This is a genomic window from Lysinibacillus sp. NPDC097195 (genome assembly GCF_044762075.1).
Taxonomy (GTDB): domain Bacteria; phylum Bacillota; class Bacilli; order Bacillales_A; family Planococcaceae; genus Lysinibacillus.
In genome coordinates this window covers 14,958-37,639 of the sequence record NZ_JBIWDP010000006.1, presented here as the reverse complement: position 1 = coordinate 37,639, position 22,682 = coordinate 14,958, and the positions used below count along the sequence as shown (strand labels likewise).

Sequence of the window (22,682 nt, the reverse complement as noted above, 5' to 3'; positions counted from 1 at the left end):
TTTTCTCATGGAAAAAGGTACAGTAAAATGGTTTAACTCAGAAAAAGGTTTTGGATTTATCGAACGTGAAGGTGGCGAAGATGTATTCGTACATTTCTCAGCTATCCAAGGCGAAGGATTCAAATCTTTAGAAGAAGGACAACCAGTAACGTTTGATATTGAAGCAGGGCAACGTGGTCCTCAAGCAACAAACGTTCTAAAAGGATAATTCACTTTTTCCTTGAAGGAGGATGTAATTCTGCAATTTGCAGAGTTGCATCCTTTTCTCTTTCTCAAATCAACTTATAAAAGAAAAAGTTCGAGTTTCACTTCAAACTTTCGTTCATTTTAATTATACTAACGCCGGCCACATACCGCTCCACGTCCAATAGGTCATCCGGTAAGAGCTGATGGTGTCACATTCTAACTCCGACCACACAACAGCTTCAAAATGTGTGAATTGTATACGACAACATAAGAGGTGCTGGTGGATTCATTGTTCAGGATGATGTCTAACTTGACTTCATATCTTTTGTTTTTTCCTCTTTTTTGATTCTTTTACATAATTAATATAATTCCCTGTTCCTTCTATTATGGAAACGGTAACTATGGCCCATTCTAGTGTATTCACATCTCGTAGCGAATCCTTTTCATAAAATAATGTAATGCTTGCAATAAAGCCATAGAGCAGAGCTTTAGAAAAATACTCCCAAATAGGTGAATAATTTTCTAAATTAATTTTTCCGTAGATTTTGTCGATTGCTATGACCAATACTAAAATGATCGCTATGGTTATAATAATTTCCTTTGTCATTCTTGTGCCTCCATAGAAAATTTTTACAAATGCATTCTTATATACTTCTTCAAAATTAACTTTTATCCTTTAGACAAATAAAAAAGAACGAAGTCCACCATCGGAAATTCGTTCTTCTTTATTATACGAATGCCATCCACGCCACTGCCTCACAATGTGCGGAGTGGATGAGGTAACACATGAGATTTTGGTAAGTTTATTTCTAATCAGTTCTTTTCCTCTTTGTTAGAAACAAACCTACAAGATTTTCAGATTACTTAATTCAGTAGAACAATGGGAAGAAAAAATTTCTATCTAACCATGCTGATGTTCCTTTTCTTCCTTTTTCCGACGCTTCTCTTCTTCTTTTTTAAGTTTCTTTTCCTCTTTATTATGTTTCTTTTCCTCATTTTTGAACTTCTCTTTATGCCCTCCATTATTAGGATGCGTTATTTTTTTAGGTGGCACTTCTGCAGAAGCAATTCCTTTTATATAAAGTTCATTATTCACTCTGTAGACACTTTCTGGTTGCTGAAAATTTGCTGTATCTGTTCCGTAAGCTTCCATCATAGCTTTAAACATTAACTGTGAGATTTTCGTCGTATTTCCAGTCATATAGTTACCCTGTCCGTTTTGAGTGTAACCCGTCCAGACAGCCATGGTGTATTGAGGTGTATAGCCTGCAAACCAGCTATCATTCGTAGCAGAGTTTGGGTATCCATATTTAGCTCGAGTTTTTTCATCAAAATTGGTTGTACCTGTTTTTCCGGCAACATCCAGTCTGGGAACATTGGCCGCTGTTCCTGTACCAGCATTTACGACTGTGCGTAACATATCAGTTACCATATAGGCCGTGTAATCCTGCATAACACGTTTTGCTTTTTCTGCAAAATTTACGACTGCGCCATCCGCTAATACAACCTTTTGGACAAAATGCGGTTTATTGTATAATCCGTTGTTTCCAAAAGCACTATATCCCCCTGCCATATCTAAAGGACTGACAGTATTGCTGCCGATCGAGTAGGATTCATATACTTCATTATTGTTAAACGTAATGCCAAGTTGTTCTGCAAAACTCTTAGCTTTATCCATCCCAACTTCTCTCAATGTAAGCAATGCCGGGATATTGTAGGAATTTTGCAGAGCCGTCCTTATTGTCAGCGTTCCATGATATTGATGATCCCAGTTTGAGATGGGCTCACCCGTTGCATAAGTTGTCTTATGGTCGTTAATCAAATGAGCAGTGGACCATTTTAAGTTTTCAATCGCCGGTCCATAATCAAAAATAGGCTTAAAGATTGATCCTGGTTGACGTTTAATATTAATAGCAAAGTTGTTACCTAAAAATTGAGCTTTATAGTCATTGCGACCACTCCCGATTGCCCTGACTTCCCCCGTCATGGTATCTAATAAAACGAAGGCTCCCTGAAAATTTTCATCCGGATAGGCAATGATTTCATTCGTATTCATCATTTTTTCCGCAAAGTCCTGTGCTTTTGGATCCAGGGTTGTATAAATCGACAATCCGTCTTCGCTAATGTCCACATCCTTCAGTTTTCCCTTTACTTCTTTCACAGCTGCATCCAAAAATGCTTCATATGGCATACTTTGCTGCGTATTTTTTGCTACAAGTCCCTCTGTTACAGGAACTTTTTCTGCTTCCTTCATTTGTTTTTCCGTAATATAGCCATCTCGAAGCATCGAGCTTAATACGATGTGACGGCGCTTCGTGGCGGCATCTTTGTTTTCCGGTATGGTTGGATCATAATTGTTCGGACTCTGTGTCAGTCCGGCTATCATCGCCGCTTGCGCAAGCGTCATTTTTTCCAAATCATCGGACTCAATTCCGTAATAATTCTTTGCTGCAGTAGCCACTCCATAAGAACGATTTCCAAGGTAGATTTTATTTAAATACATCATTAAAATATCTTCCTTAGAATATTCTTTTTCCAACTGATATGCTAAGTCCCATTCTTGCACTTTGCGTTTCAGTGTTTTCTCTGGAGACAAGAATGAATTTTTAATGACTTGTTGTGTAATCGTACTACCTCCCTGAGATCCGAAATTTCCGGTTACATTCACGAAAATAGCCTTGGCTGTCCGTTTGAGGTCAATCCCAGAATGTTTGTAAAAATGGGAATCCTCTGTGGCAATAAAGGCATGTTCTAACACTTCCGGCACTTGATTGTATGTAATTTTTGTCCGTTTTTCCTTGCCGTATTCATAAAGGAAGTTTCCGTCTTTATCATAAAATTTAGTAGAAAGCGGATCCACTAGCTTAGCAGAATCTAAGGTAGGTGTCCCCTTCATTATTGAAGCGACTGTAATGGCGCCTACTCCTGTTGCAACGACACCGAGTACCAAGCAGACTATGACTATTTTTTTAAACAACGATCCTTTTTTTAATATACTTATACTTCTTTGTTTTTTTTTATTTGTTAATTCCGCTTTTTTTCGTTCCTTACGAGTTTGATACCCTTTTTCTGACATCCCTATTCTCTCCCATTTAAATACAATTACAGTTCATATAAGATTAAAAGCCTGTGTCGATATTATTAATGCCCCCATAACAATATCCTAAACAATTAATTTTATCATCTAGTACTAATAGTTGATACTATATTATTTTACTAACCTGTCCAAATAACACCTTTATTACAAAAAAAGAACGAACTCCACAATCGGAAATTCGTTCTTTTTCTTTATACTAACTCCAACCACGCAACCGCTTCACAATGCGTAGAATGCGGGAACATATCGACTGGTTGAATTTCTTGTGTTTTGTATCCGCCATCTTCCAATAAGCGTAAATCGCGTGCGAGTGTGGCAGGGTTACATGACACATAAACAACTCGTTGTGGACGCTGTTCTAATATCGTTTGTAAAAGTGCTTCATCGCAGCCTTTACGTGGTGGGTCGACTACAAGGACATCTGCTTCCTTGCCTTCTTTATACCAGCGCGGAATCACTTCTTCTGCTGGCCCTGCCTCGAAGTACGTATTCGTAAAGCCGTTTAGCTCTGCATTGCGCTTTGCATCTTCAATGGCTTGAGGCACGATTTCAACACCCATAACAGCTTTTGCTTTTTGGGCAAGGAATAAAGAAATCGTCCCGATGCCACAGTAGGCATCAATCACACGTTCATGTCCTTGTAAATCAGCATAGTCTAGCGCTTGCTTGTATAGCACTTCTGTTTGCTGTGGATTCACTTGGTAGAAAGAGCGTGCCGAAATTTCAAAACGCACATCACCAATCGTGTCGATAATGACGTCTTTACCCCAAAGGTTTATCGTCTCATCACCAAAAATAACATTTGTTTTCGCACCATTAACGTTTTGCATAATGGACGTCACATTCGGCACTAGCTTCAATATGCTCGCTACTGCCGCATCTTTTTGAGGGAATTTTTTCTTTGTCGTCACGAGTACGACCATTACTTCACCTGTTGCACGTGCTGTACGGATTACGACGTGACGCAACATGCCATGATGTGATGCTTCATTGTATGGTTGTAGACCGATTGCTGCTAATTCCTTTTTTAGCCCAGACAGAATAGCGTCCGCCTCGCCAGTTTGGATTAGACAATGATCCATATCGACAATTGTATGTGATTTCGTTTTATAGAAACCGGCAATGGCTTGTCCTGCATCATTCGTAGCAAATGGAATTTGGGCTTTATTGCGATAGTGCCAAGGTTCTGCCATCCCTTTTACAGGTAAAACGGGCGCATCAATTTTGCCTAAGCGTTGCATCACATTACGCACCATATTTTCCTTCCACTTTAACTGCCCTTCGTACGATAAATGCTGTAATTGGCAGCCACCGCATTGCTTGAAATAATCGCAAGGTGCATCAACTCGATCCGGTGATGGTTTTATAATTTCTACCACTTTGGCAAATCCATAATTTTTTAATGTTTTTAACACGTGAATTTCTGCTGTTTCATTTGGTAATGCCCCTTGAATAAATAATGGATAACCATCGACTTTTGCGACACCATTGCCATCATGTGTTAAATCTTCTATATAAACTGTAAGTTGGTCATTCTTTTTTACGGGTGCTGACATTCGTACATCCTCCATTTCAATCTCCTTATTGTAGCATGTGATAGCGGAGGAAAAAAGAACAAGGCTTGAATTAATAGCCTAGACGATGGCGAGCTTCCTCTAATGCTAAAAAAGAGCCGCTATTCGCGACTCTTTTTGTTATTTTTTCTTACATAATCATCTTTTGGCGCCCACCAAAACATAATGATAATACTAAGAATAACTACTATAAATGGTGCATAAAAGATTTCAATTTTATCCATCGCTATTCCCTCCTATGCATGATGGTCTTCTTTCCCTGTCACATAATTTTTATTGAATAAGAATAATTTCAACAGTAAATACAGTGAAGGAAGAAGCAAGCATAATCCTAAAACAAAGACGACTACTAATGAAATAGCCATTTGTTTGTTTGTAAAACTATCATAAATCGTTAAATATGGATACAGTAAATAAGGATATTGTGCGATACCGTAAGCAAAAAATGCTACCGCAAATTGTGCAATTAATAAGCCAACCGCTAACCCATAATTTTTTCGCATCCATAACAAGATGACCGTAATAATGAATAACACTGCAGAAATGGCAAACATCCACCATAAGTTGAGCATATGCTGATAGCTTTCAGGGTTAATGGATTTCATCTCATACATAATGCCAAGTGCACTAATGATTAAAGGTGCTGCCCAAATCAGTGCGTATTTTCGCATTAAATTAGTGGCTTCTACATCGGTTGCCTTATTTGCATACCACGTTAAAAATACGGCGGATATATACAAGACGGCCGCTATACTTAGTACGACGATACTCCAGGCAAATGTACTCGTATATAATGTCCAATAATTTAATACTGGTTGCCCATCCACGATGTCCACATAGCCACCACCTGCTATTGCAAATACAACAGATAGTGAAGCGGGAATTAATAAGCCTGTTACACCATATGTCAGCGTGTAACCAATATGCCCGCGTGCCCCGTACGCCTCAAACGCATAATACGATCCTCGAATGGCAAGTAGCACTAATGAAATACTCACAGGTACAAGCAAAATTGTTCCATAGTAGAAGGCTGTTTGCGGGAAGAAACCAACCATTCCTACAAAGAAAAACACTAAAAAGACATTCGTTACTTCCCAAACAGGTGATAAATAACGCTTAATTACATTAGTAATAATATGGTTTTTGCCAATAAGCAAACTATAAGCATTGAAAAAGCCTGCCCCAAAATCAATCGATGCGATCATCACATAACCAAAAAGGAAAATCCACAATACTGAAATCCCTAATACTTCTAATGTCATATGATGTCACCGCCCTTTTCAGTATGTCGATCTTCAATTTCTCGCTCAATGGGATTCTTTTTAAACATACGGACTAATACGACCGTACTTCCGATACCAAGGACTGCATAAACAGCTGTAAATAACAGCATCATTAAATCCACATGATCACTCGTTGTTGCGCCTTCTGAGGTGCGCATAATGCCATATAAAATCCACGGTTGACGCCCTACCTCTGCTAGCCACCAACCTGCTTCAATTGCAATAATGGACAGTGGTGCACCTGCAACGATAATCCATCTAAACCATCGGGAATGAATAAAGAGCCAACCACGTGGTTTCCCGACAACGTAAAGCAATGATACGAGTACTAGGAACATCCCGATAAAGACCATTATATTAAATAGATAATGTATATAGAGCGGTGGTCGATCTTCTTCAGCAAATTGATCTAAGCCAATTACTTCTGCAGTTGGATTATTACGTGCAAGGATACTTAAAGCATACGGAACCTTAATTGCATACTTGACCTCTTCACCATCTAATACACCGAGTAAAATCAGGGATGCTTTATCAGTTGTTTCAAAATGCCATTCTGCCGCAGCTAATTTTTCTGGTTGGTATTCCGCTAAGTATTTACCTGAGAAATCGCCAATAATAGCAGAAGCAATCGATGCAACTAAACCAATTTTCATCAATAAAAACAATGATTTTTTATGGTATATATGATCTGATCCTCTAAGCATACGGTAGCCTGCAATGGCAGCTAACACAAATGCCGATGTCATATAGGCTGTTACGACAACGTGTGCTACTTTCGTTGGCATTGCGGGGTTAAACATAGCTAAAAACGGTTGAATATTGACCAGCTGACCGTCTACAATATCAAAGCCTTGTGGTGCGTTCATAAAGGAATTGACCATTGTAATAAAGACTGCGGACATAGATGCTCCTACAGCAACAGGAATTAGTAGCAACATATGCTTTTTCTGACTATCGAATCGGTCCCAAGTATATAAGTAAATGCCTAAGAAAATGGCTTCAAAGAAAAATGCAAAGGTTTCCATAAAAAGTGGTAATGCGATCGTTTGCCCTGCAAGTTGCATAAAATTCGGCCAAAGTAACGATAATTGCAAGCCAATAGCAGTTCCTGTTACAACTCCTACAGCAACAGTAATAACGAAACCTCTTGCCCAACGGCGCGCCATTAAAATATAATGCTCATCATTCTTTTTATATCCAGTCCATTGTGCGAGCATAATCATTAATGGCACACCAACACCAATCGTTGCATAAATGATATGGAACGTTAACGTCAGCTCCGTTAATGCTCTACTCCAAAAGACTGCTGATTCATTAATCATCTAAATTGCCCCCCTAACTTCCAAATATTCTTCCAAGTATGGAAAGTAGCATAATAATTGCAACACCGAAGCTTAACCAAATAAGTTTCCTTTCCTGTGACTTATACAAATCGCACCACTTCCTTTCCCTATCCATACCCATATTTTCCACTATTGCAACGAAAAAAACCTTTATAATGGACCGATATTTCGGCCTATTATAAAGGTTTCAAATTTTGTTCAAGTAATATACGCACATTCGCCAAACATTTTTCTTATTTCGTTCACATGCACGATTTTAAAGGGAATTTAATGAAAATAAGAACATGTTTGCAAAATATTTTAACGTGATTATAGAAGATGACCCATAATAATACTTTTTGTTTAAATGCGGTCTTCTTCGCGAATATCTTCAAGCGGTACAAACATTTCAATATGGCGTTTTAAGTTTTCAAATGTTGCAGGTGCATCTCCACCATATTCGCCATCTAAATTTAAATGGACTTCACTGTCCGTCGTTACTTTTACAACACTCGCTTTTTTATAAATAACACGGTCATCCTTTAAATGTTCACCTCGTAGCGCCATGGCAGCAAGTTGAATAAACTCAGGTAGGCTCACTTTTTTCAATACTAATAATGTGAAATAGCCATCGTTTATGCTTGCATCTGGTGCTAGCTTTTCAAAACCGCCAACAGAATTCGTTAAGCCACATAAAAACATCATGGCGTCCCCATCAAAAACTTCTCCATCGTATTCAATACGCATATGTGATGCCTTAATCGAAGGAATCATTTCCACTGCTTTTAAATAGTAAGCTAACTGCCCTAGCATTGTTTTCATTTTGCTTGGTACTTCATATGTTAGCTCCGTAATACGTCCTCCAGCAGCAATATTGATGAAATAGCGTTCTCCATTTAACAATCCAACATCAACCGGTAAGGTATCGCCTTTAATAATAATATCAACGGCTTCATCAATATTTCGTGGAATATGAATAGCACGTGCAAAATCATTTGTTGTCCCCATTGGAATTAGACCAATCTTTGGACGTTTTTCAAATTGAGCTACACCAGAGACAACCTCATTTAACGTCCCATCTCCACCAACTGCTATAATAATATCAAATCCACGTTCTACTGCGTTTTTTGCTGCTTCTATTGCATCGCCTTCACACGTTGTTGCGTGACAAGATGTCTCATAGCCTGCTACCTCTAGTTTCTCCAATACTTCTGGTAGATGCTTTTTAAACGCTTCACGCCCAGATGTAGGATTATAAATGATTCTTGCTCGTTTCATAACATACCTTCCTGCTTCATAAGATTCTAATTCTTTCAACGCATAATACGCTGAATTGTTGCACTGGTGATTTCATACGAAGTGCTAAACTTTACAACTTATACTCCATAAGCTAGCACCATGCCAGTACAAACACGTAATGTGCATTACACCGTTTGCAATGCTGCTGTTACATGTTTCTTGAAATCTTCATAAACATAATGCCAATTTGTCTTACTTGTCAAATTCTCTTCACGAATTTCTGCGTAAATTGCTTTTTGTGCTTCCTCAAATGTTGAATCTTCTTTATCCGGCAAAGTCGCTCTTTTTGTCACCACAATCTCTTGTAACTCAGGCGCACGTGGACCCCATTTACCGATAACCTGACCTGATTCGTTTAATAATATATACATTGGAATTGCACGTCCACCGTTTGTTAAATAACGGTCAATTAAATCTGTATCCGCATCGCGTAAGACTGCACGCATATCTAATCCAGCAGCCTCTGCAATACGGCGAATAATTGGGTTATTTAACATCGCATCACCGCACCAATCTTCAGTAATTGTTAATATTTTTGGTTGCTTGTCTTTTAATAAAGCTACGAAACCATCGTTCATTGGGACTTCAAAGCCATCATAAATACGAAAGCTGTCTTCTTTTAGCGTTGACATGTTGTCCATATATTGCTGAATAGATGTGGCTTCTTCAAAATATTGTTGTTCAGTTTTCATATACTTATCCCCTTTTTCATTGATATGGTTGTTCTATTCTATATTTTGCTATGAATGCGCTATTTAGACAACTATTTAGTGCTACTATTTGTTAGTATGTACAATCTTTGCATTGAAAAAGCCAAGAAAGTGAAAACACTCTCTTGACTCATTGTTATCACAAAAAATTAGCGTTTGGCAATTTCTTGTTGTAATAATTTATTAACCATCGGTGGGTTCGCTTGGCCTTTTGTCGCTTTCATAATTTGTCCAACTAAGAAGCCAATGGCACGATCCTTACCGTTTTTAAAGTCTTCGATTGACTGTGCGTTGTTATCTAATACTTCTGTTACGATTGCTAATAAAGCACCTTCATCAGAAATTTGTACTAAGCCTTTTGCTTTAACGATGTCATTAGCTGAACCGCCATTTTCTACTAATTCAGCAAATACTTTTTTACCGATTTTAGAAGAAATTGTACCATCCGTAATTAACTTCACCATGCCGCCAAGGTTTTCTGGTGTTAATGCCGTATCTTTTAAATCTTTTTGTTCAGCATTTAAATAAGCTGAAACATCGCCCATTAACCAGTTAGCAGAAAGTTTCGCGTCTGCTCCGTCTGCAACCATCGCTTCAAAGAAATCCGAAATTTCTTTTGAAATAACAAGTACGCTAGCGTCATAAGGTGTTAGCCCTAATTCTTCAACATAACGTTTTTGACGTGCATCTGGAAGTTCAGGGATTTCTGATTTTACGCGCTCTAACCATTCATCGTCGATTGATAGACGTACTAAATCTGGCTCTGGGAAGTAACGATAATCATCTGTTCCTTCTTTCACACGCATTAAAATTGTTTTACCTGTTTTCTCATCAAAACGACGTGTTTCTTGATCAATTACGCCACCTGAAAGTAATACGTCTGCTTGGCGTAACTCTTCGTGCTCAATCCCACGACGTACGTAGTTGAATGAGTTTAGGTTTTTAAGCTCTGTTTTAGTACCGAATTCCTCTTGACCATAAGGACGAATAGAAATATTGGCATCACAGCGCAGTGAACCTTCTTCCATTTTACAGTCTGAAACATCTGTATATTGGATAATGGATTTTAATTTTTCAAGGTAAGCGTACGCTTCATTTGCTGTACGAATATCTGGCTCAGAAACGATCTCTACAAGCGGTGTACCTTGACGGTTAAAGTCTACAAGTGAATGGTCACCAGCATGCGTTAGTTTACCAGCATCTTCTTCCATATGGAGACGAGTAATACCGATACGTTTTGTATAACCATCTACTTCAATATCAATCCAACCGTTTTTACCAATTGGCTTATCGAATTGAGAAATTTGATAAGCTTTCGGATTATCCGGATAGAAATAGTTTTTACGGTCAAATTTAGTTTCTTGTTCGATTTCCATGTTCAATGCAAGTGCCGCACGCATCGCGAAATCTACAACATTTTTATTTAACACAGGAAGGACACCAGGGTAACCTAGGTCGATTACTGTTGTATTTGTATTTGGTTCAGCACCGAAGTGAGCTGGTGCTGGCGAGAAGATTTTTGAGTTTGTTTTTAACTCAACGTGTACTTCTAAACCAATGACTGTTTCAAAGTTCATGTTATTTTCCCTCCCAAATTTGAGGAACTTCTTTATGGAACGTAGTAGCTTGCTCAAACGCATGCGCTACACGGTAAATTGTTGCTTCATCGAAGTATTTACCAATGATTTGTAAGCCTAGTGGTAGACCGTTTTCAAAGCCACATGGAATTGAAATCGCTGGTACGCCCGCTAAGTTCATAGGAATTGTTAAAATATCGTTGGCATACATCGTCATTGGATCATCTACATTTTCACCAATTTTAAATGCTGGTGTTGGTGCAGTTGGTCCAATAATTACATCAAAGTCTTCAAATACTTTGTCGTAGTCTGCTTTAATAAGTGTACGTGCTTGTTGTGCTTTTTTGTAGTAAGCGTCATACGTACCTGCGCTAAGTGAGTAAGTTCCTAGCATAATACGACGTTTTACTTCATCGCCAAAGCCTTGTGCACGTGTTTCTTTGTAAAGGTCCATTAAATTCGTAACGTTTTCTGCGCGGAAGCCATAACGGATACCATCAAAACGAGATAGGTTTGAAGACGCTTCTGAAGAAGAAAGGATATAATAAGCTGCTAATGCATATTTAGAATGCGGAAGTGATACTTCTTCTACTGTCGCACCTAAGCCTTTTAATACTTCTAATGCATCCAGTACTGATTGGCGTGCTGCTTCGCCAACACCTTCACCTAAAAATTCTTTTGGTACAGCAATACGTAAGCCTTTTACATCGCCAGTTAATGCTGCTGCGAAGTTTGGTACTTCTACGTCTGCTGAAGTTGAATCGTTAGGGTCTAAGCCTGAAATAGCTTCTAGTAAGTGCGCATTGTCTTCCACATTACGTGTAATTGGTCCAATTTGGTCTAATGAAGAGGCGAATGCCACAAGTCCAAAACGAGATACACGACCATATGTAGGTTTCATCCCTACCACACCGCAATATGCCGCAGGTTGACGAATAGAACCACCTGTATCAGAACCTAATGAGAATGGTACTTCTCCTGCTGCTACTGCTGCTGCAGATGCACCTGAAGAACCGCCTGGAACATGATTTAAATTCCATGGATTTTTTGTTGTTTTATAGTATGAGTTTTCATTTGAAGAACCCATTGCAAACTCGTCCATGTTTAATTTACCGATTGTAATCATGCCAGCTTCGCGTAGCTTATGAACGACTGTTGCATCGTAGATTGGCATAAACCCTTCAAGGATTTTAGAAGCACATGTTGTTTCTAAGCCTTCTGTTACGATATTGTCTTTGACACCAATAGGAAGACCAAAAAGTGGTCCACGTTCTTCAAATGGCACGTTGTCCATTTCAGCTGCTTGTGCAGTTGCTTTTTCTTCGTTTAAAGCAAGGAATGCTTGTACATCGCCATCCAGCTTTGTCACACGTTCATATGCTTCTTTTGTTAAGTCAGCGATTGTTAAGTTACCAGCTTTAATATCCGCTTGTAACTCCTTTGCTGAACGTTCAAATAACGTCATGAGGAATCCTCCTATTTTTTAGTATTACATGATAGCTGGTACTTTTACTTGACCATCTTCTTGTTCTTTTACGTTTAACATCATTACATCGCGGTCTAAACCTTTTGTTGCCACATCTTCACGCATTACGTTTACTAATGGTAAAACGTGTGTTGTTGGTTCAACATTAGTTGTATCTAACTCGTTTAACTGCTCTGCAAAGTCAGTAATTTTACCAAGTTGTTCAGCAAATTTTTCCGCTTCTTCTTCTGTAATTGCAAGACGTGCTAAATTCGCAACGTGCTTAACCTCTTCTTTTGTCAATTTTGCCATTGTTCACACCTCCGAATACTATCCAATTCATTGTTTTTATCGATAACAATAGGGTTGAATAAAGTTAACCATGCCAATAATCATAACATTTTTCCTACTAAAAATCACAACTTTCACCAAAAATATAGAAACTTTCACTACTATAACAAAGTGTTGTCTTCTTTTGTTGAATGAATAACGAACTTCGCTTCAGGTAAGTGACAGTATAGCCTAATTAGACATAATCTTTGCATATAAAAAGCCAGCACAAGGCTGGCTTTTTATTATTCATAAACGTGTACATACGGGTCTTTATCATTTGCTTCTTTAATAATTAACGCTTCTGGACCATTAATCGATGTAATGCTTACTTCGACTTTTATATTATCAAATTGATTAATTAGCACACCTGTCAAATATTGGGTGAATCCAATGATTTCAGCAGTGCCAAAAAATTGAATTGGAACTTCAATTTTCAACTTTTGAATTTTTTTATTCTGATAGAAGCCTGTGCCAATGACACTTGTATAGTTGGAAAAATATTTATCCACGTCTTGCTTAAAGTTTTTGAAATTATTACTTACATCTCGATAAGTATCGTGCGAATCATCCGTTGGGAACAACACATATTCTTCGTCAATTGCTTGCCAATCACCAATGTCGTTTTGTCCCTCTTTTGCCACACCGTAAGTAAAATACGCACCAGGAACAATTGAATTGCGAGCCTGTTGTTTAAATAAACCAACGACAATTGGCACGTCTTTTAATTCATCACGTGAACGCATACGCGAGACGATTTCAGCCGCCATCTTTTTGCCTTGCTCAATAAGCGCAGACTCTGGAATAGGCTCTTCGTAATATTCACCATACTTTTCTTTTTGATAATAGTAGATAGAATTCAAAGATAGCCCGATTGAAATACCACCTAGTTTTACTTTATTATCATCCGTTTTCTTTAAATAATTTTGCTCAACAATATGTGCTAAATAAATCGGTGCCTTTGTAGCACGTTCTTCCGGTGTCATAGCGTCAGTTGTAGGAGGGTTTAAACCATCCTCCGTTTGTGAGCTACGCGCCAGCCAAGAACTTACTGTGCTTTCGGCTAAATATTGACCTTCTTGGAAGTAATAATTATCCGTGTCAAACTCATTTTGAGAAAGACGCATTAATCCTGTTTCAACTTCCTTCATATCATATTTCGTGTAAATGTTTGACACGACTAATCCACGGCTAGCACTTTCTTTATATGGGATTAGTGTTTTATAAAAAGATTCATCAATCTGTAGACTTGGAATAATCGTTGTTTCCGCTTTTTCCTGTTGCGTTTCCTGTGTAAGCTCTGTCTCCTTCTTATTTGAAGGCACACAGCCGACTAGCATTGCAGCAGCTATAATTGCTGGAATGAGTCGAAATGACTTCATTGTGTTAGTACCCCTTTACTAATTATCAGATTCATCCTTAATAATTTTTTCGTTAACGCTCATTTTAAGGCGCACATTTCCGTCGGTGCTTTAACTATTAAGTTAGTTGTTCAATTAGGTCGTCTTCGTTCCAAACTTCAATGCCTAGTTGCTCAGCCTTTGTTAGTTTAGATCCTGCATCGGCACCTGCAATCACAAGATCTGTTTTCTTACTAACACTGCCTGTAACAATTCCACCTAACTCTTCTATTTTCGCCTTTGCATCGTTTCGTGTCAATTGCTCAAGTTTACCAGTTAGCACGATCGTCTTGCCTGCAAATGGATTGTCACCAACGACTACTTCCACCTTTTTGCCTTTATACGTCATATTGACACCCGCTTCAGCAAGGCGCTTAATCACAGCGCGTGCATCTTCATTGGCAAAATACTCAACGAGCGAAGATGCCATTTTATCGCCAATTTCATGAATTGCTACGAGCTGTTCTTCTGTTGCAGCCATCACTGCTTCCATCGTCTCAAATTCCTCTGAAACAATTTTCGCTGCCTTCTCTCCAACATGTCGTATCCCTAATCCAATGAGGAGACGTTCCATTGAATTGTCCTTCGAAGCTTGAATAGCCGTCACTAAGTTCGTAGCTGACTTTTCGCCCATACGTTCAAGCGCCACTAATTGCTCCACTGTTAACTGATATAAATCTGATACATCATGAATTAAATCAGCACGCAATAGTTGCTCAACAACCTTTTCACCTAGCCCATCAATGTTCATTGCGTTCCGCGACACAAAGTATTTAATGCTCTCAGCAATTTGGGCAAAACATGCTGGATTGACACAACGCAAGGCAACTTCTCCCTCAATGCGAATAAGCTCGCTATCGCATACAGGACAATTTTCCGGCATTTCATATGGCACTGAATCTTCCGGACGTTGCTCTAATATGACGCCAACTACTTGTGGAATAATATCGCCTGCTTTTCGGATGATGACACGATCCCCGATTCGAATATCTTTATCGCGAATTAAATCTTCATTGTGTAAAGATGCTCGTTGCACTGTTGTGCCAGCTACTTGTACTGGTGCTAAAATCGCTGTTGGTGTCACAACGCCAGTTCGCCCTACTGTTAAATCAATATCAAGCAACGTTGTTACAACTTCTTCAGCAGGGAATTTATAGGCAATTGCCCAACGTGGACTTTTTGCTGTATAGCCAAGTTCATCCTGCTGTGCATAACGATCTACCTTAATAACGATGCCATCGATTTCATAGGCTAGATTTGGACGATTTTCTGTCCACGTTTCGATAAAGGCCATTACTTCCTCAATGGATACACAGCGTTGACGTTCTTTATTAGATGGGAAGCCAAGCCCCTCCAAATAATCGAGCATCTCGCCATGTCCATCAATACCGTACGCCTCACCATCTCCTCCAATCGCATAAATGAAAGTTGATAGTTGACGACTCGCTGCAATTTTTGGATCTAGCTGACGTAATGAACCAGCAGCCGCATTACGAGGATTGGCAAATAACTCTTCTCCTTTTTCAGCGCGCTGGGCATTTAATTTTTCAAATGACCTTTTAGGCATATATGCTTCGCCGCGTACTTCGATGGTAATAGGCTCTTTTAAGCGCAATGGCACAGCATGAATCGTTTTTAAATTCGCTGTTATATCCTCGCCAATTACACCATCGCCGCGTGTTGCACCTTGCACAAAAACGCCATTCTCATATTTAAGTGAAATAGCAAGACCATCTATTTTCAATTCACAAACATAAGAAAATTGATCCCCGATTGCTTGGCGAATTTTTCGGTCAAACTCTCGTAAGTCCGCTTCATTAAATGCATTCGATAGACTTAACATTGGATAGTCATGTGTTACTTTTTTAAATCCTTCTACCACAGCACCACCAACACGCTGTGTCGGCGAATCAGGGTAAATAAGTGATGGGTTCGCTTCTTCTAATGCAATGAGTTCGTGTAGTAGCTGGTCATAGACGCTGTCTGGAACTAGAGGTTTATCTAGCACGTAATACGCATACCCATAGTCATGCAATAATTTATTTAACTCCGCTATGCGCTGTTCAATTTCATTCATTTAAGTTCCTCCACTTACGCTTTTTCAATAGGTGCAAATTGCGCTAATAATCGCTTAATACCGATTGGTTGTGGAAAGGCGATATCAAGCTCTGTACTATCACCCTCACCTTTTACGCTCACAACCATACCTGTTCCCCATTTTTTATGAATCGCCTTATCTCCAGCTTTCCAACCGAACTGATCGCCTCCCGTAGCTTGTAGGCGTGCTGTTGCGGGTTGTGTCTGCTGATGTCCACCAAGTGTACGTTTTGGATACCCACTAGCCGAACGATTACTTGATGCAAATGGTACTTCAGGTTTTGAACCACCTTTGGATATGGACTCTACAATATCCTCTGAAATTTCACGTAAGAAACGAGAAGCATTATTAAAGCTTGAACGCCCAAAAATTGTGCGAGATTGTGCGCATGTTAAATACAACCGTTCCTCTGCTCGCGTGATGCCCACATAAGCAAGACGTCTCTCTTCTTCCATCTCATCATTATCATCTAACGAACGAGAATGTGGGAAAATATTTTCTTCCATACCAATAATGAAAACGATAGGGAATTCTAACCCTTTTGCGGCATGCATGGTCATTAAAATAATATTACCTTTCGATGCATCTTCCTTATCAAGCGCATCTATATCCGCAATAAGTGCTAAATCCGTTAAGAAGGCAATTAAACTTTTATCCTCGCTACGCTCTTCAAACGCCTTTGTGACAGATAAAAATTCCTCAATATTTTCTAAACGACTTTCCGCTTCAATGCTTTTTTCATTTTGAAGCATCGCGCGATAGCCTGATTTCTCAATAACTTGCTCCACTATTTCTGTGACAGACAAGTAATTTTGCATTTCGGTAAAGCCTTTAATCATCGCATAAAAATGTTCTGCTGAAGCTGCGGCTTTTCCTGTTAGCCCCATAAACACAAGATCATTCATCGCATCAAATATCGAGCGATCTTGATCAATTGCATAGCGTGCCATTTTTTCAAAGGACGTTGCACCGATGCTGCGTTTCGGTTCATTAATAATACGTGCCAGTGATAAATCATCATCATTGTTGGCAATGAGACGTAAATACGCTAATAAATCCTTTATTTCTTTGCGGTCATAGAACTTTGTACCGCCAACGATTTGATACGACATATTGGATTTTACAAGCACTTCCTCCATTACACGAGACTGTGCGTTCGTACGATACAAAATGGCAAAATCATCAAATGAACGGTTTTCCTTGTCCATCAGCTGTTGAATCGTTTGGACAACAAACTGAGCCTCTTCCTGCTCATTATAGGCTTTGAATAAAGCAATTTTTTCACCATGTGCATTATCAGTGCGCAGCTCTTTTGGATAACGGCTTGTATTATGTTGAATGACGTCATTTGCCGCTTGGAGGATGCGTTTTGTTGATCGATAATTTTGCTCTAACATAATGACTTTGGCATTTGGATAATCTTTTTCAAACGATAAAATATTGCCAATATCCGCACCTCGCCAACGATAAATCGATTGGTCTGAGTCCCCTACGACACAAATATTTTTAAATTTCTTTGCCAGTAATTGTACGAGTAAGTATTGCGATTTATTGGTATCTTGGTATTCGTCGACGTGAATATATTGAAATTTATTTTGATAGTATTCAAGCACTTCGGGTACTCGCTTAAATAATGTAATGGTCGTCATAATTAAATCATCAAAATCAAGCGACTGATTGCGACGTAGTCTTTTTTCGTAGCCTTTATAAACACGCGCCACTGTTTTTTCATATGGGTTATGTTCATTGATTTGACCTGCATATTCATCTGCTGTGATGCATTCATTTTTTGCTGAACTGATGGCATTTAAAATAGCACGAGGTTCAAAACGCTTAGGATCAATATTTTCATCTTTCAAGACATTTTTAATAACAGAAAGTTGGTCTGTCGAATCTAAAATTGTGAAGTTGCGCGATATGCCGAGTTGTTCAATATTGCGTCGTAAAATACGTACACACATTGAGTGGAACGTGGATACCCACATGCTGTCGCCCGTTCCATTGCCAAGAATACCATCTATACGTTCACGCATTTCACGTGCAGCTTTGTTCGTGAACGTAATGGCTAAAATTTTCGAAGGGTATACTTCTTTTTCTATGATTAAATAGGCAATACGATGCGTTAATACTCTCGTTTTCCCTGAACCAGCACCCGCCATAATAAGCAGTGGCCCTTCAGTTGTTTTCACTGCTTTTTCCTGCTCTGGATTCATACCTATCAATAAGTTTTTTGTTAAATGCTCCATTTGGCACCACCTTACAAACATTTGTTCTTAATTATATCGCATTTTTTACAGCCTTAACAGTCGCAAGTGCGGCTTTTAAATCGTCATAAATAATATTCCCTACAACGACAGTATCTGCAAACTGTGCCATTTCTGCTGCTTGCTTCGTAGAGGTAATACCACCACCATAAAATAGCTTCGTGTTTTGTAATTCATTTTTTACAGCACGTACCATTTCAGTATCGCCATATTCCCCGCTATATTCTAAATAAAATACAGGCAGTTTAAAGAAATTTTCAGCTAGGCGAGCATAGGCCACTACATCCTCGACCGATAAATCGGTCTTTGCTTGTGTTACTTGTGCTGCTTTACAATTTGGATTTAAAATACAATAACCTTCCGCTACTAACTCATCCCATACCATAATATCGCCATATTCTTTAATGGCCTCATGGTGCAAATTTTTAATCCATTTTGGATCATCACTATTTAGCACCGTTGGAATGAAATAATAGTCATAGCCTGGCGTTACTGAATCAATCGTTGAAATTTCTAGCGCAATTGGAACTTCAAAACGGCGTACGCGAACAAGGATATCTAAAACACCATCTAATGTTACGCCATCTGTTCCCCCTACTAAAATAACATCTGTTCCTGATTCACAAATTTTTTCTAATGCTTCATCCGAAATCTCCTTTGCCGGATCTAGCTTGAACACATGTCTCCACTGTAAATAATCCATCTAATTTACCACCTATCTTTTTCTATCTATCCGTTTACAAGTATAGCTTATGACTGTCTACAAAAGAATGAAAAAGGCTGAGCAGAAACTCTACCCAGCCTCTTACCTACTATTCTTTTGGTGCTTGGAATGGCTTTTCATCTGGATACAAACGACCTAACATTTCATCATATGTATCGTTTCCATAATCAAAGCAGCGACGTACACGAGAAATCGTTGCCGTACTTGCCCCTGTCTCCTTTTTAATGGATTCATAGGTTTTCTTTAAACGTAATAAATGCGCTACCTCAAAGCGTTGTGCTAATGATTGAATTTCACTAATCGTACATAAATCATCAAAAAATTTATAACATTCTTCAATGTCCTTCAGTTCTAATACTGCTTTAAATAACTGATCAGTTTGATGCCCTCGAATTTTTTCGATTTGCATGCCATTTTCCTCCCTCTTAAGGCTGCGTTTTCACCATTGTTTGTAACCCTGGTGAAGCCGGTACGAAATGAACCCATGACTTCCCTGGCACGAGCTTCACAAGTTCACCAGTTTCTTCAACAGCCGTTGGTATTCCATCGATATTAGCCCATTTTACTTCTCTTAAATAACCATTTTGAAATACATACGCATTTCCACCAGAGGTTAAATCAATATCTTGGCGCCCTACATCATCGATTGTTTGGTGCTTCATTTCAAAAAACAAAACATTGGCAAATGTTAATGCGTCACCTGTCAGCATATCTTTTGTTTCAACGCCTGCCGATTGTCGTCCGTAACGATTTGTTTGATGATCATACACATACGTATTGTGGAAATATTCACTATTCCCATAGTAAATGTCAACTTGACTTGTTTCAACGCCTATTTTACCACGTTCATCGGGTTCATAAAAAGCCTGATGCACTTTTTCACTGTAATTCATTGAAGCGCCAACTTTTTCAGCACCATTTACTATGTTTTCAGACGTAATATAGGAATTATGTGGTGCTACGCGATCATTCGAACGTTTAAATAATGTGCCATCATAATTCATGCCATTTATATTATCAACGACGTTATTGCTAAGCATCGTTTTGGCCTCTGGACTATAGCCATGTGCTACATAAAATGCGTTAAAGCCCTTTGCCATATCAACAAAGTATGAGCGTGCACTTCGTACTGGTCCAATGTTTTCTGGTAATTCACTTTGATAGACTGCTAGAAAACGAGTAACATTTCCTTCTGCTAACATCTCGTAAATAATATCCGCTGCTGCTATGCCTGATTGCGGACGTGCAGCAGGGTGATTATTAACAGTCACCATAATAGGACGCTGTGTCACTTCTTCTTTAACAATCTCCCCAGTTAACGGCGCTGTAATCGTCTCTTCCTTCACCGGCTCTTCAATAGCTGGTTCATCATCTACTTTACTTACGTCTTCTTCTTGTTCAGAGGCGTCTTTAGAACATCCGCCGATAAACAAAGCACTAAATGCTAAGCCAACTAATAGTTTCTTTGATTTAAACACTTGCATTACTCTCCTTTAGTCAATTCCGCCTCTGATGTAAATGTGAAAGTGGATGCTCAGGCGCTTCAAAAAATGTGCTACAACTACTAACGCATAACTGCAGGTAATAATAACTTATTCTTCATGACATCAAAAATCCCTTTAGGTGTAATCCGAATATACGGTAAATGCGTTGATTGTAAAAACAATAAAGTATAAATGGCGTCTCCTAATCGATAGCCACGTTCTGCTAAGGCTTGCTTTAATGCTATCTCTCGCTCGGTCAGCTCTTCGACATTGCCATCATAAAGAAGACCACCTATCGCGAGCGGAACAGATGCTACGACTTCTCCTTTTTCTACAAGAACAATGCCTCCACGCATTGCCTTCATCTCTTCGAAGGCTTTCAACATATCGTCTTTATTTTTCCCAATTAACAAAATATCACCAGTGTTCGAATACGACGATGCAAAGCCTTGAACATTTGTTGCAAAGCCTTTAATCATCGTATTGACATGCCAGTTACCACTTCGATTCATCAGTATTAAGTAACTTTCATCGTGATTTGCAAGCTGACCTTCTCTTGTAATTAATGAATTATAAGGCTTCGTGATCACATCATTGACTAATTCAATACCAAATGGCATGGAGAATTGGAAATCATGTGCCGTTAGGGAGAAATCCAAGTCAAAAGAAGGAATGGCCGAATAATCGATTTCAGCTAAACGATGCACTCGTTCGCCATCACGTTTTAACCAAACACCTTTTGACAATACACTTTCTGGTACTGGATGCCATTCATCTTGCAAAATATTCAATGAAGCGAAACGCCCCGTCGCGATAAAGCCATGTAAGTTGGACATATTATAATAACGCGCAACATTATAAGATGCCATTTGATAAGCATCAATTGGTGAGACACCTGCCTCTAAGGCAACTTGAATACATTTATCCATTACGCCATCTTGATGGAATGAAGGCGTAGAACCATCCGTTGTCATCATTAAGTGGTCGAAAATAGGTAGTTGTTTTTCTACAATTCCTTTTAAGAGAATCGGTAAATCTGGACGTATCGAAGAATGACGTAGTGTTACTGCAAATCCTTGCATAATTCGTCGCTCTACTTCTTCTACCGTCATTGCCTCGTGATCTCCATCCGCACCAAGTAACTTCATGCGCGCCAAAGTTCGCTCTGATGCCCCTGGGAAGTGGCCTTCAATCTTTTTGCCATGTGCTTTCGCCATTTGCATGCGATACAACATCAAGTCATCACCGTGCAATAAACGTGGCCATCCCGTTAGCTCGCCCCCTAACAATACATCATCACGTTGTAACCACTCTAAAATGGACGTATTTGAAAAAATCTCTTCCTCTTGTACCATTTCCGTTTGTGAATCAAAACGCGTCCACCAATAAAAGGAGAACGGTAATTTCTTTAAGTCATCTAAAATTGAAAACGCTTTCTTATTCTCTAAAGATAAGACAAAACTTAAATTATCCGAAATAAAGGTCGTTGTCCCTAATTGCCCACAAAAATCAGCAAAGGATTGTGGGTGATATAACTGGAACGGATGAACATGCGGTTCGATATAACCAGGTACAATTGTTTTATTTGTACAGTCGATTATTTCAGTCCCTTCCATTAAAGGAGGCATTCGGTCTCCCGCATAAACAATGCGGTCTCCTGAAATCCAAATGTTTGCTACCACCCATTGTTTTAACATGCTATGTAAATAACGTGCATTTTTTAAGACAATATTAGGCGATTTTTTGCCATCTATGACAGCTATATGTTGACGCAACTCCGAAATTTTCCATGTCGGATCCATGTAAATCGCTCCTTCCTAATTTGCGTAAAATTTCATTGTGTAATTCCTACTTGAATTCACATACTAC

General features: G+C 38.9%; 19 protein-coding genes. 1 reads left to right on the top strand and 18 read right to left on the bottom strand.

Features of this window, described 5'->3' with window-relative positions; all coding sequences use genetic code 11:
• Positions 1 to 7 precede the first annotated feature (7 nt).
• Positions 8 to 208, top strand: a complete 201-nt coding sequence (locus ACIQXI_RS19530; RefSeq protein WP_402927907.1) for a cold-shock protein — start codon at positions 8 to 10, stop codon at positions 206 to 208.
• 294 nt (positions 209 to 502) lie between these two features.
• Here ACIQXI_RS19530 and ACIQXI_RS19525 read toward each other — a convergent pair whose 3' ends face one another.
• The 18 genes from ACIQXI_RS19525 to ACIQXI_RS19440 form a co-directional block, all read right to left on the bottom strand.
• The gene (locus tag ACIQXI_RS19525) at positions 503 to 793 is read right to left on the bottom strand and encodes a hypothetical protein (protein WP_402927906.1); all 291 of its coding nucleotides are present in this window, start codon (positions 791 to 793) and stop codon (positions 503 to 505) included.
• Between the two features lie 294 nt (positions 794 to 1,087).
• Positions 1,088 to 3,262, bottom strand: coding sequence for a transglycosylase domain-containing protein (locus tag ACIQXI_RS19520; RefSeq protein WP_402927904.1), 2,175 nt, complete (start codon positions 3,260 to 3,262; stop codon positions 1,088 to 1,090).
• Between the two features lie 212 nt (positions 3,263 to 3,474).
• Entirely contained in the window at positions 3,475 to 4,839 is a 1,365-nt protein-coding gene (rlmD, locus tag ACIQXI_RS19515; protein ID WP_402928054.1) for a 23S rRNA (uracil(1939)-C(5))-methyltransferase RlmD, read from the bottom strand.
• Positions 4,840 to 4,958: 119 nt separating this feature from the next.
• Positions 4,959 to 5,081 (bottom strand): cytochrome bd oxidase small subunit CydS family protein, encoded by a 123-nt coding sequence (gene cydS / locus ACIQXI_RS19510; protein WP_402927902.1) that lies wholly within the window; start codon positions 5,079 to 5,081, stop codon positions 4,959 to 4,961.
• 12 nt (positions 5,082 to 5,093) lie between these two features.
• Positions 5,094 to 6,119, bottom strand: coding sequence for a cytochrome d ubiquinol oxidase subunit II (locus ACIQXI_RS19505; protein WP_402927900.1), 1,026 nt, complete (start codon positions 6,117 to 6,119; stop codon positions 5,094 to 5,096).
• On the bottom strand, positions 6,116 to 7,462 hold the full coding sequence (locus tag ACIQXI_RS19500; RefSeq protein WP_402927898.1) for a cytochrome ubiquinol oxidase subunit I: 1,347 nt from the start codon (positions 7,460 to 7,462) through the stop codon (positions 6,116 to 6,118). Before ACIQXI_RS19500 ends, ACIQXI_RS19505 begins: the two co-directional genes overlap by 4 nt.
• A 363-nt stretch (positions 7,463 to 7,825) precedes the next feature.
• Positions 7,826 to 8,740: a diacylglycerol kinase gene (locus tag ACIQXI_RS19495; RefSeq protein ID WP_402927897.1), complete on the bottom strand. Its 915-nt coding sequence runs from the start codon at positions 8,738 to 8,740 to the stop codon at positions 7,826 to 7,828.
• A 146-nt stretch (positions 8,741 to 8,886) separates the two neighbouring features.
• On the bottom strand, positions 8,887 to 9,453 hold the full coding sequence (locus ACIQXI_RS19490) for a thioredoxin family protein (protein WP_402927895.1): 567 nt from the start codon (positions 9,451 to 9,453) through the stop codon (positions 8,887 to 8,889).
• Positions 9,454 to 9,620: 167 nt separating this feature from the next.
• Positions 9,621 to 11,048, bottom strand: a complete 1,428-nt coding sequence (gene gatB, locus ACIQXI_RS19485; RefSeq protein ID WP_402927893.1) for an Asp-tRNA(Asn)/Glu-tRNA(Gln) amidotransferase subunit GatB — start codon at positions 11,046 to 11,048, stop codon at positions 9,621 to 9,623.
• 1 nt (position 11,049) lies between these two features.
• Positions 11,050 to 12,513, bottom strand: a complete 1,464-nt coding sequence (gatA, locus tag ACIQXI_RS19480) for an Asp-tRNA(Asn)/Glu-tRNA(Gln) amidotransferase subunit GatA (RefSeq protein WP_402927892.1) — start codon at positions 12,511 to 12,513, stop codon at positions 11,050 to 11,052.
• A 24-nt stretch (positions 12,514 to 12,537) separates the two neighbouring features.
• A complete protein-coding gene (gatC, locus tag ACIQXI_RS19475; protein WP_024364473.1) occupies positions 12,538 to 12,825 on the bottom strand; it encodes an Asp-tRNA(Asn)/Glu-tRNA(Gln) amidotransferase subunit GatC in 288 nt (95 codons plus the stop codon).
• A 263-nt stretch (positions 12,826 to 13,088) separates the two neighbouring features.
• Positions 13,089 to 14,225 carry a CamS family sex pheromone protein gene (locus ACIQXI_RS19470; protein WP_402927891.1) on the bottom strand — a complete coding sequence of 379 codons (1,137 nt, stop codon included), beginning with the start codon at positions 14,223 to 14,225 and terminating at the stop codon, positions 13,089 to 13,091.
• 97 nt (positions 14,226 to 14,322) lie between these two features.
• Positions 14,323 to 16,320: an NAD-dependent DNA ligase LigA gene (gene ligA, locus ACIQXI_RS19465; RefSeq protein WP_402927889.1), complete on the bottom strand. Its 1,998-nt coding sequence runs from the start codon at positions 16,318 to 16,320 to the stop codon at positions 14,323 to 14,325.
• Positions 16,321 to 16,334: 14 nt separating this feature from the next.
• Entirely contained in the window at positions 16,335 to 18,587 is a 2,253-nt protein-coding gene (gene pcrA, locus ACIQXI_RS19460; RefSeq protein ID WP_402927888.1) for a DNA helicase PcrA, read from the bottom strand.
• Between the two features lie 31 nt (positions 18,588 to 18,618).
• A complete protein-coding gene (gene pcrB / locus ACIQXI_RS19455) occupies positions 18,619 to 19,308 on the bottom strand; it encodes a heptaprenylglyceryl phosphate synthase (RefSeq protein ID WP_402927887.1) in 690 nt (229 codons plus the stop codon).
• Between the two features lie 109 nt (positions 19,309 to 19,417).
• On the bottom strand, positions 19,418 to 19,738 hold the full coding sequence (locus ACIQXI_RS19450; RefSeq protein ID WP_004225717.1) for a YerC/YecD family TrpR-related protein: 321 nt from the start codon (positions 19,736 to 19,738) through the stop codon (positions 19,418 to 19,420).
• A gap of 16 nt (positions 19,739 to 19,754) precedes the next feature.
• Positions 19,755 to 20,807, bottom strand: coding sequence for a DUF3048 domain-containing protein (locus ACIQXI_RS19445; protein ID WP_402927885.1), 1,053 nt, complete (start codon positions 20,805 to 20,807; stop codon positions 19,755 to 19,757).
• An 86-nt stretch (positions 20,808 to 20,893) separates the two neighbouring features.
• Positions 20,894 to 22,615, bottom strand: a complete 1,722-nt coding sequence (locus tag ACIQXI_RS19440) for an adenine deaminase C-terminal domain-containing protein (protein WP_402927883.1) — start codon at positions 22,613 to 22,615, stop codon at positions 20,894 to 20,896.
• Between the last annotated feature and the right edge of the window lie 67 nt (positions 22,616 to 22,682).

Excerpts from the sequence above, each read along its gene's own strand:
- ACIQXI_RS19530 (WP_402927907.1), top strand. The coding sequence starts at position 8 with ATGGAAAAAGGTACAGTAAAATGGTTTAACTCAGAAAAAGGTTTTGGA.
- ACIQXI_RS19525 (WP_402927906.1), bottom strand. The coding sequence starts at position 793 with ATGACAAAGGAAATTATTATAACCATAGCGATCATTTTAGTATTGGTC.
- ACIQXI_RS19520 (WP_402927904.1), bottom strand. The coding sequence starts at position 3,262 with ATGTCAGAAAAAGGGTATCAAACTCGTAAGGAACGAAAAAAAGCGGAA.
- rlmD (WP_402928054.1), bottom strand. The coding sequence starts at position 4,839 with ATGTCAGCACCCGTAAAAAAGAATGACCAACTTACAGTTTATATAGAA.
- cydS (WP_402927902.1), bottom strand. The coding sequence starts at position 5,081 with ATGGATAAAATTGAAATCTTTTATGCACCATTTATAGTAGTTATTCTT.
- ACIQXI_RS19505 (WP_402927900.1), bottom strand. The coding sequence starts at position 6,119 with ATGACATTAGAAGTATTAGGGATTTCAGTATTGTGGATTTTCCTTTTT.
- ACIQXI_RS19500 (WP_402927898.1), bottom strand. The coding sequence starts at position 7,462 with ATGATTAATGAATCAGCAGTCTTTTGGAGTAGAGCATTAACGGAGCTG.
- ACIQXI_RS19495 (WP_402927897.1), bottom strand. The coding sequence starts at position 8,740 with ATGAAACGAGCAAGAATCATTTATAATCCTACATCTGGGCGTGAAGCG.
- ACIQXI_RS19490 (WP_402927895.1), bottom strand. The coding sequence starts at position 9,453 with ATGAAAACTGAACAACAATATTTTGAAGAAGCCACATCTATTCAGCAA.
- gatB (WP_402927893.1), bottom strand. The coding sequence starts at position 11,048 with ATGAACTTTGAAACAGTCATTGGTTTAGAAGTACACGTTGAGTTAAAA.
- gatA (WP_402927892.1), bottom strand. The coding sequence starts at position 12,513 with ATGACGTTATTTGAACGTTCAGCAAAGGAGTTACAAGCGGATATTAAA.
- gatC (WP_024364473.1), bottom strand. The coding sequence starts at position 12,825 with ATGGCAAAATTGACAAAAGAAGAGGTTAAGCACGTTGCGAATTTAGCA.
- ACIQXI_RS19470 (WP_402927891.1), bottom strand. The coding sequence starts at position 14,225 with ATGAAGTCATTTCGACTCATTCCAGCAATTATAGCTGCTGCAATGCTA.
- ligA (WP_402927889.1), bottom strand. The coding sequence starts at position 16,320 with ATGAATGAAATTGAACAGCGCATAGCGGAGTTAAATAAATTATTGCAT.
- pcrA (WP_402927888.1), bottom strand. The coding sequence starts at position 18,587 with ATGGAGCATTTAACAAAAAACTTATTGATAGGTATGAATCCAGAGCAG.
- pcrB (WP_402927887.1), bottom strand. The coding sequence starts at position 19,308 with ATGGATTATTTACAGTGGAGACATGTGTTCAAGCTAGATCCGGCAAAG.
- ACIQXI_RS19450 (WP_004225717.1), bottom strand. The coding sequence starts at position 19,738 with ATGCAAATCGAAAAAATTCGAGGGCATCAAACTGATCAGTTATTTAAA.
- ACIQXI_RS19440 (WP_402927883.1), bottom strand. The coding sequence starts at position 22,615 with ATGGATCCGACATGGAAAATTTCGGAGTTGCGTCAACATATAGCTGTC.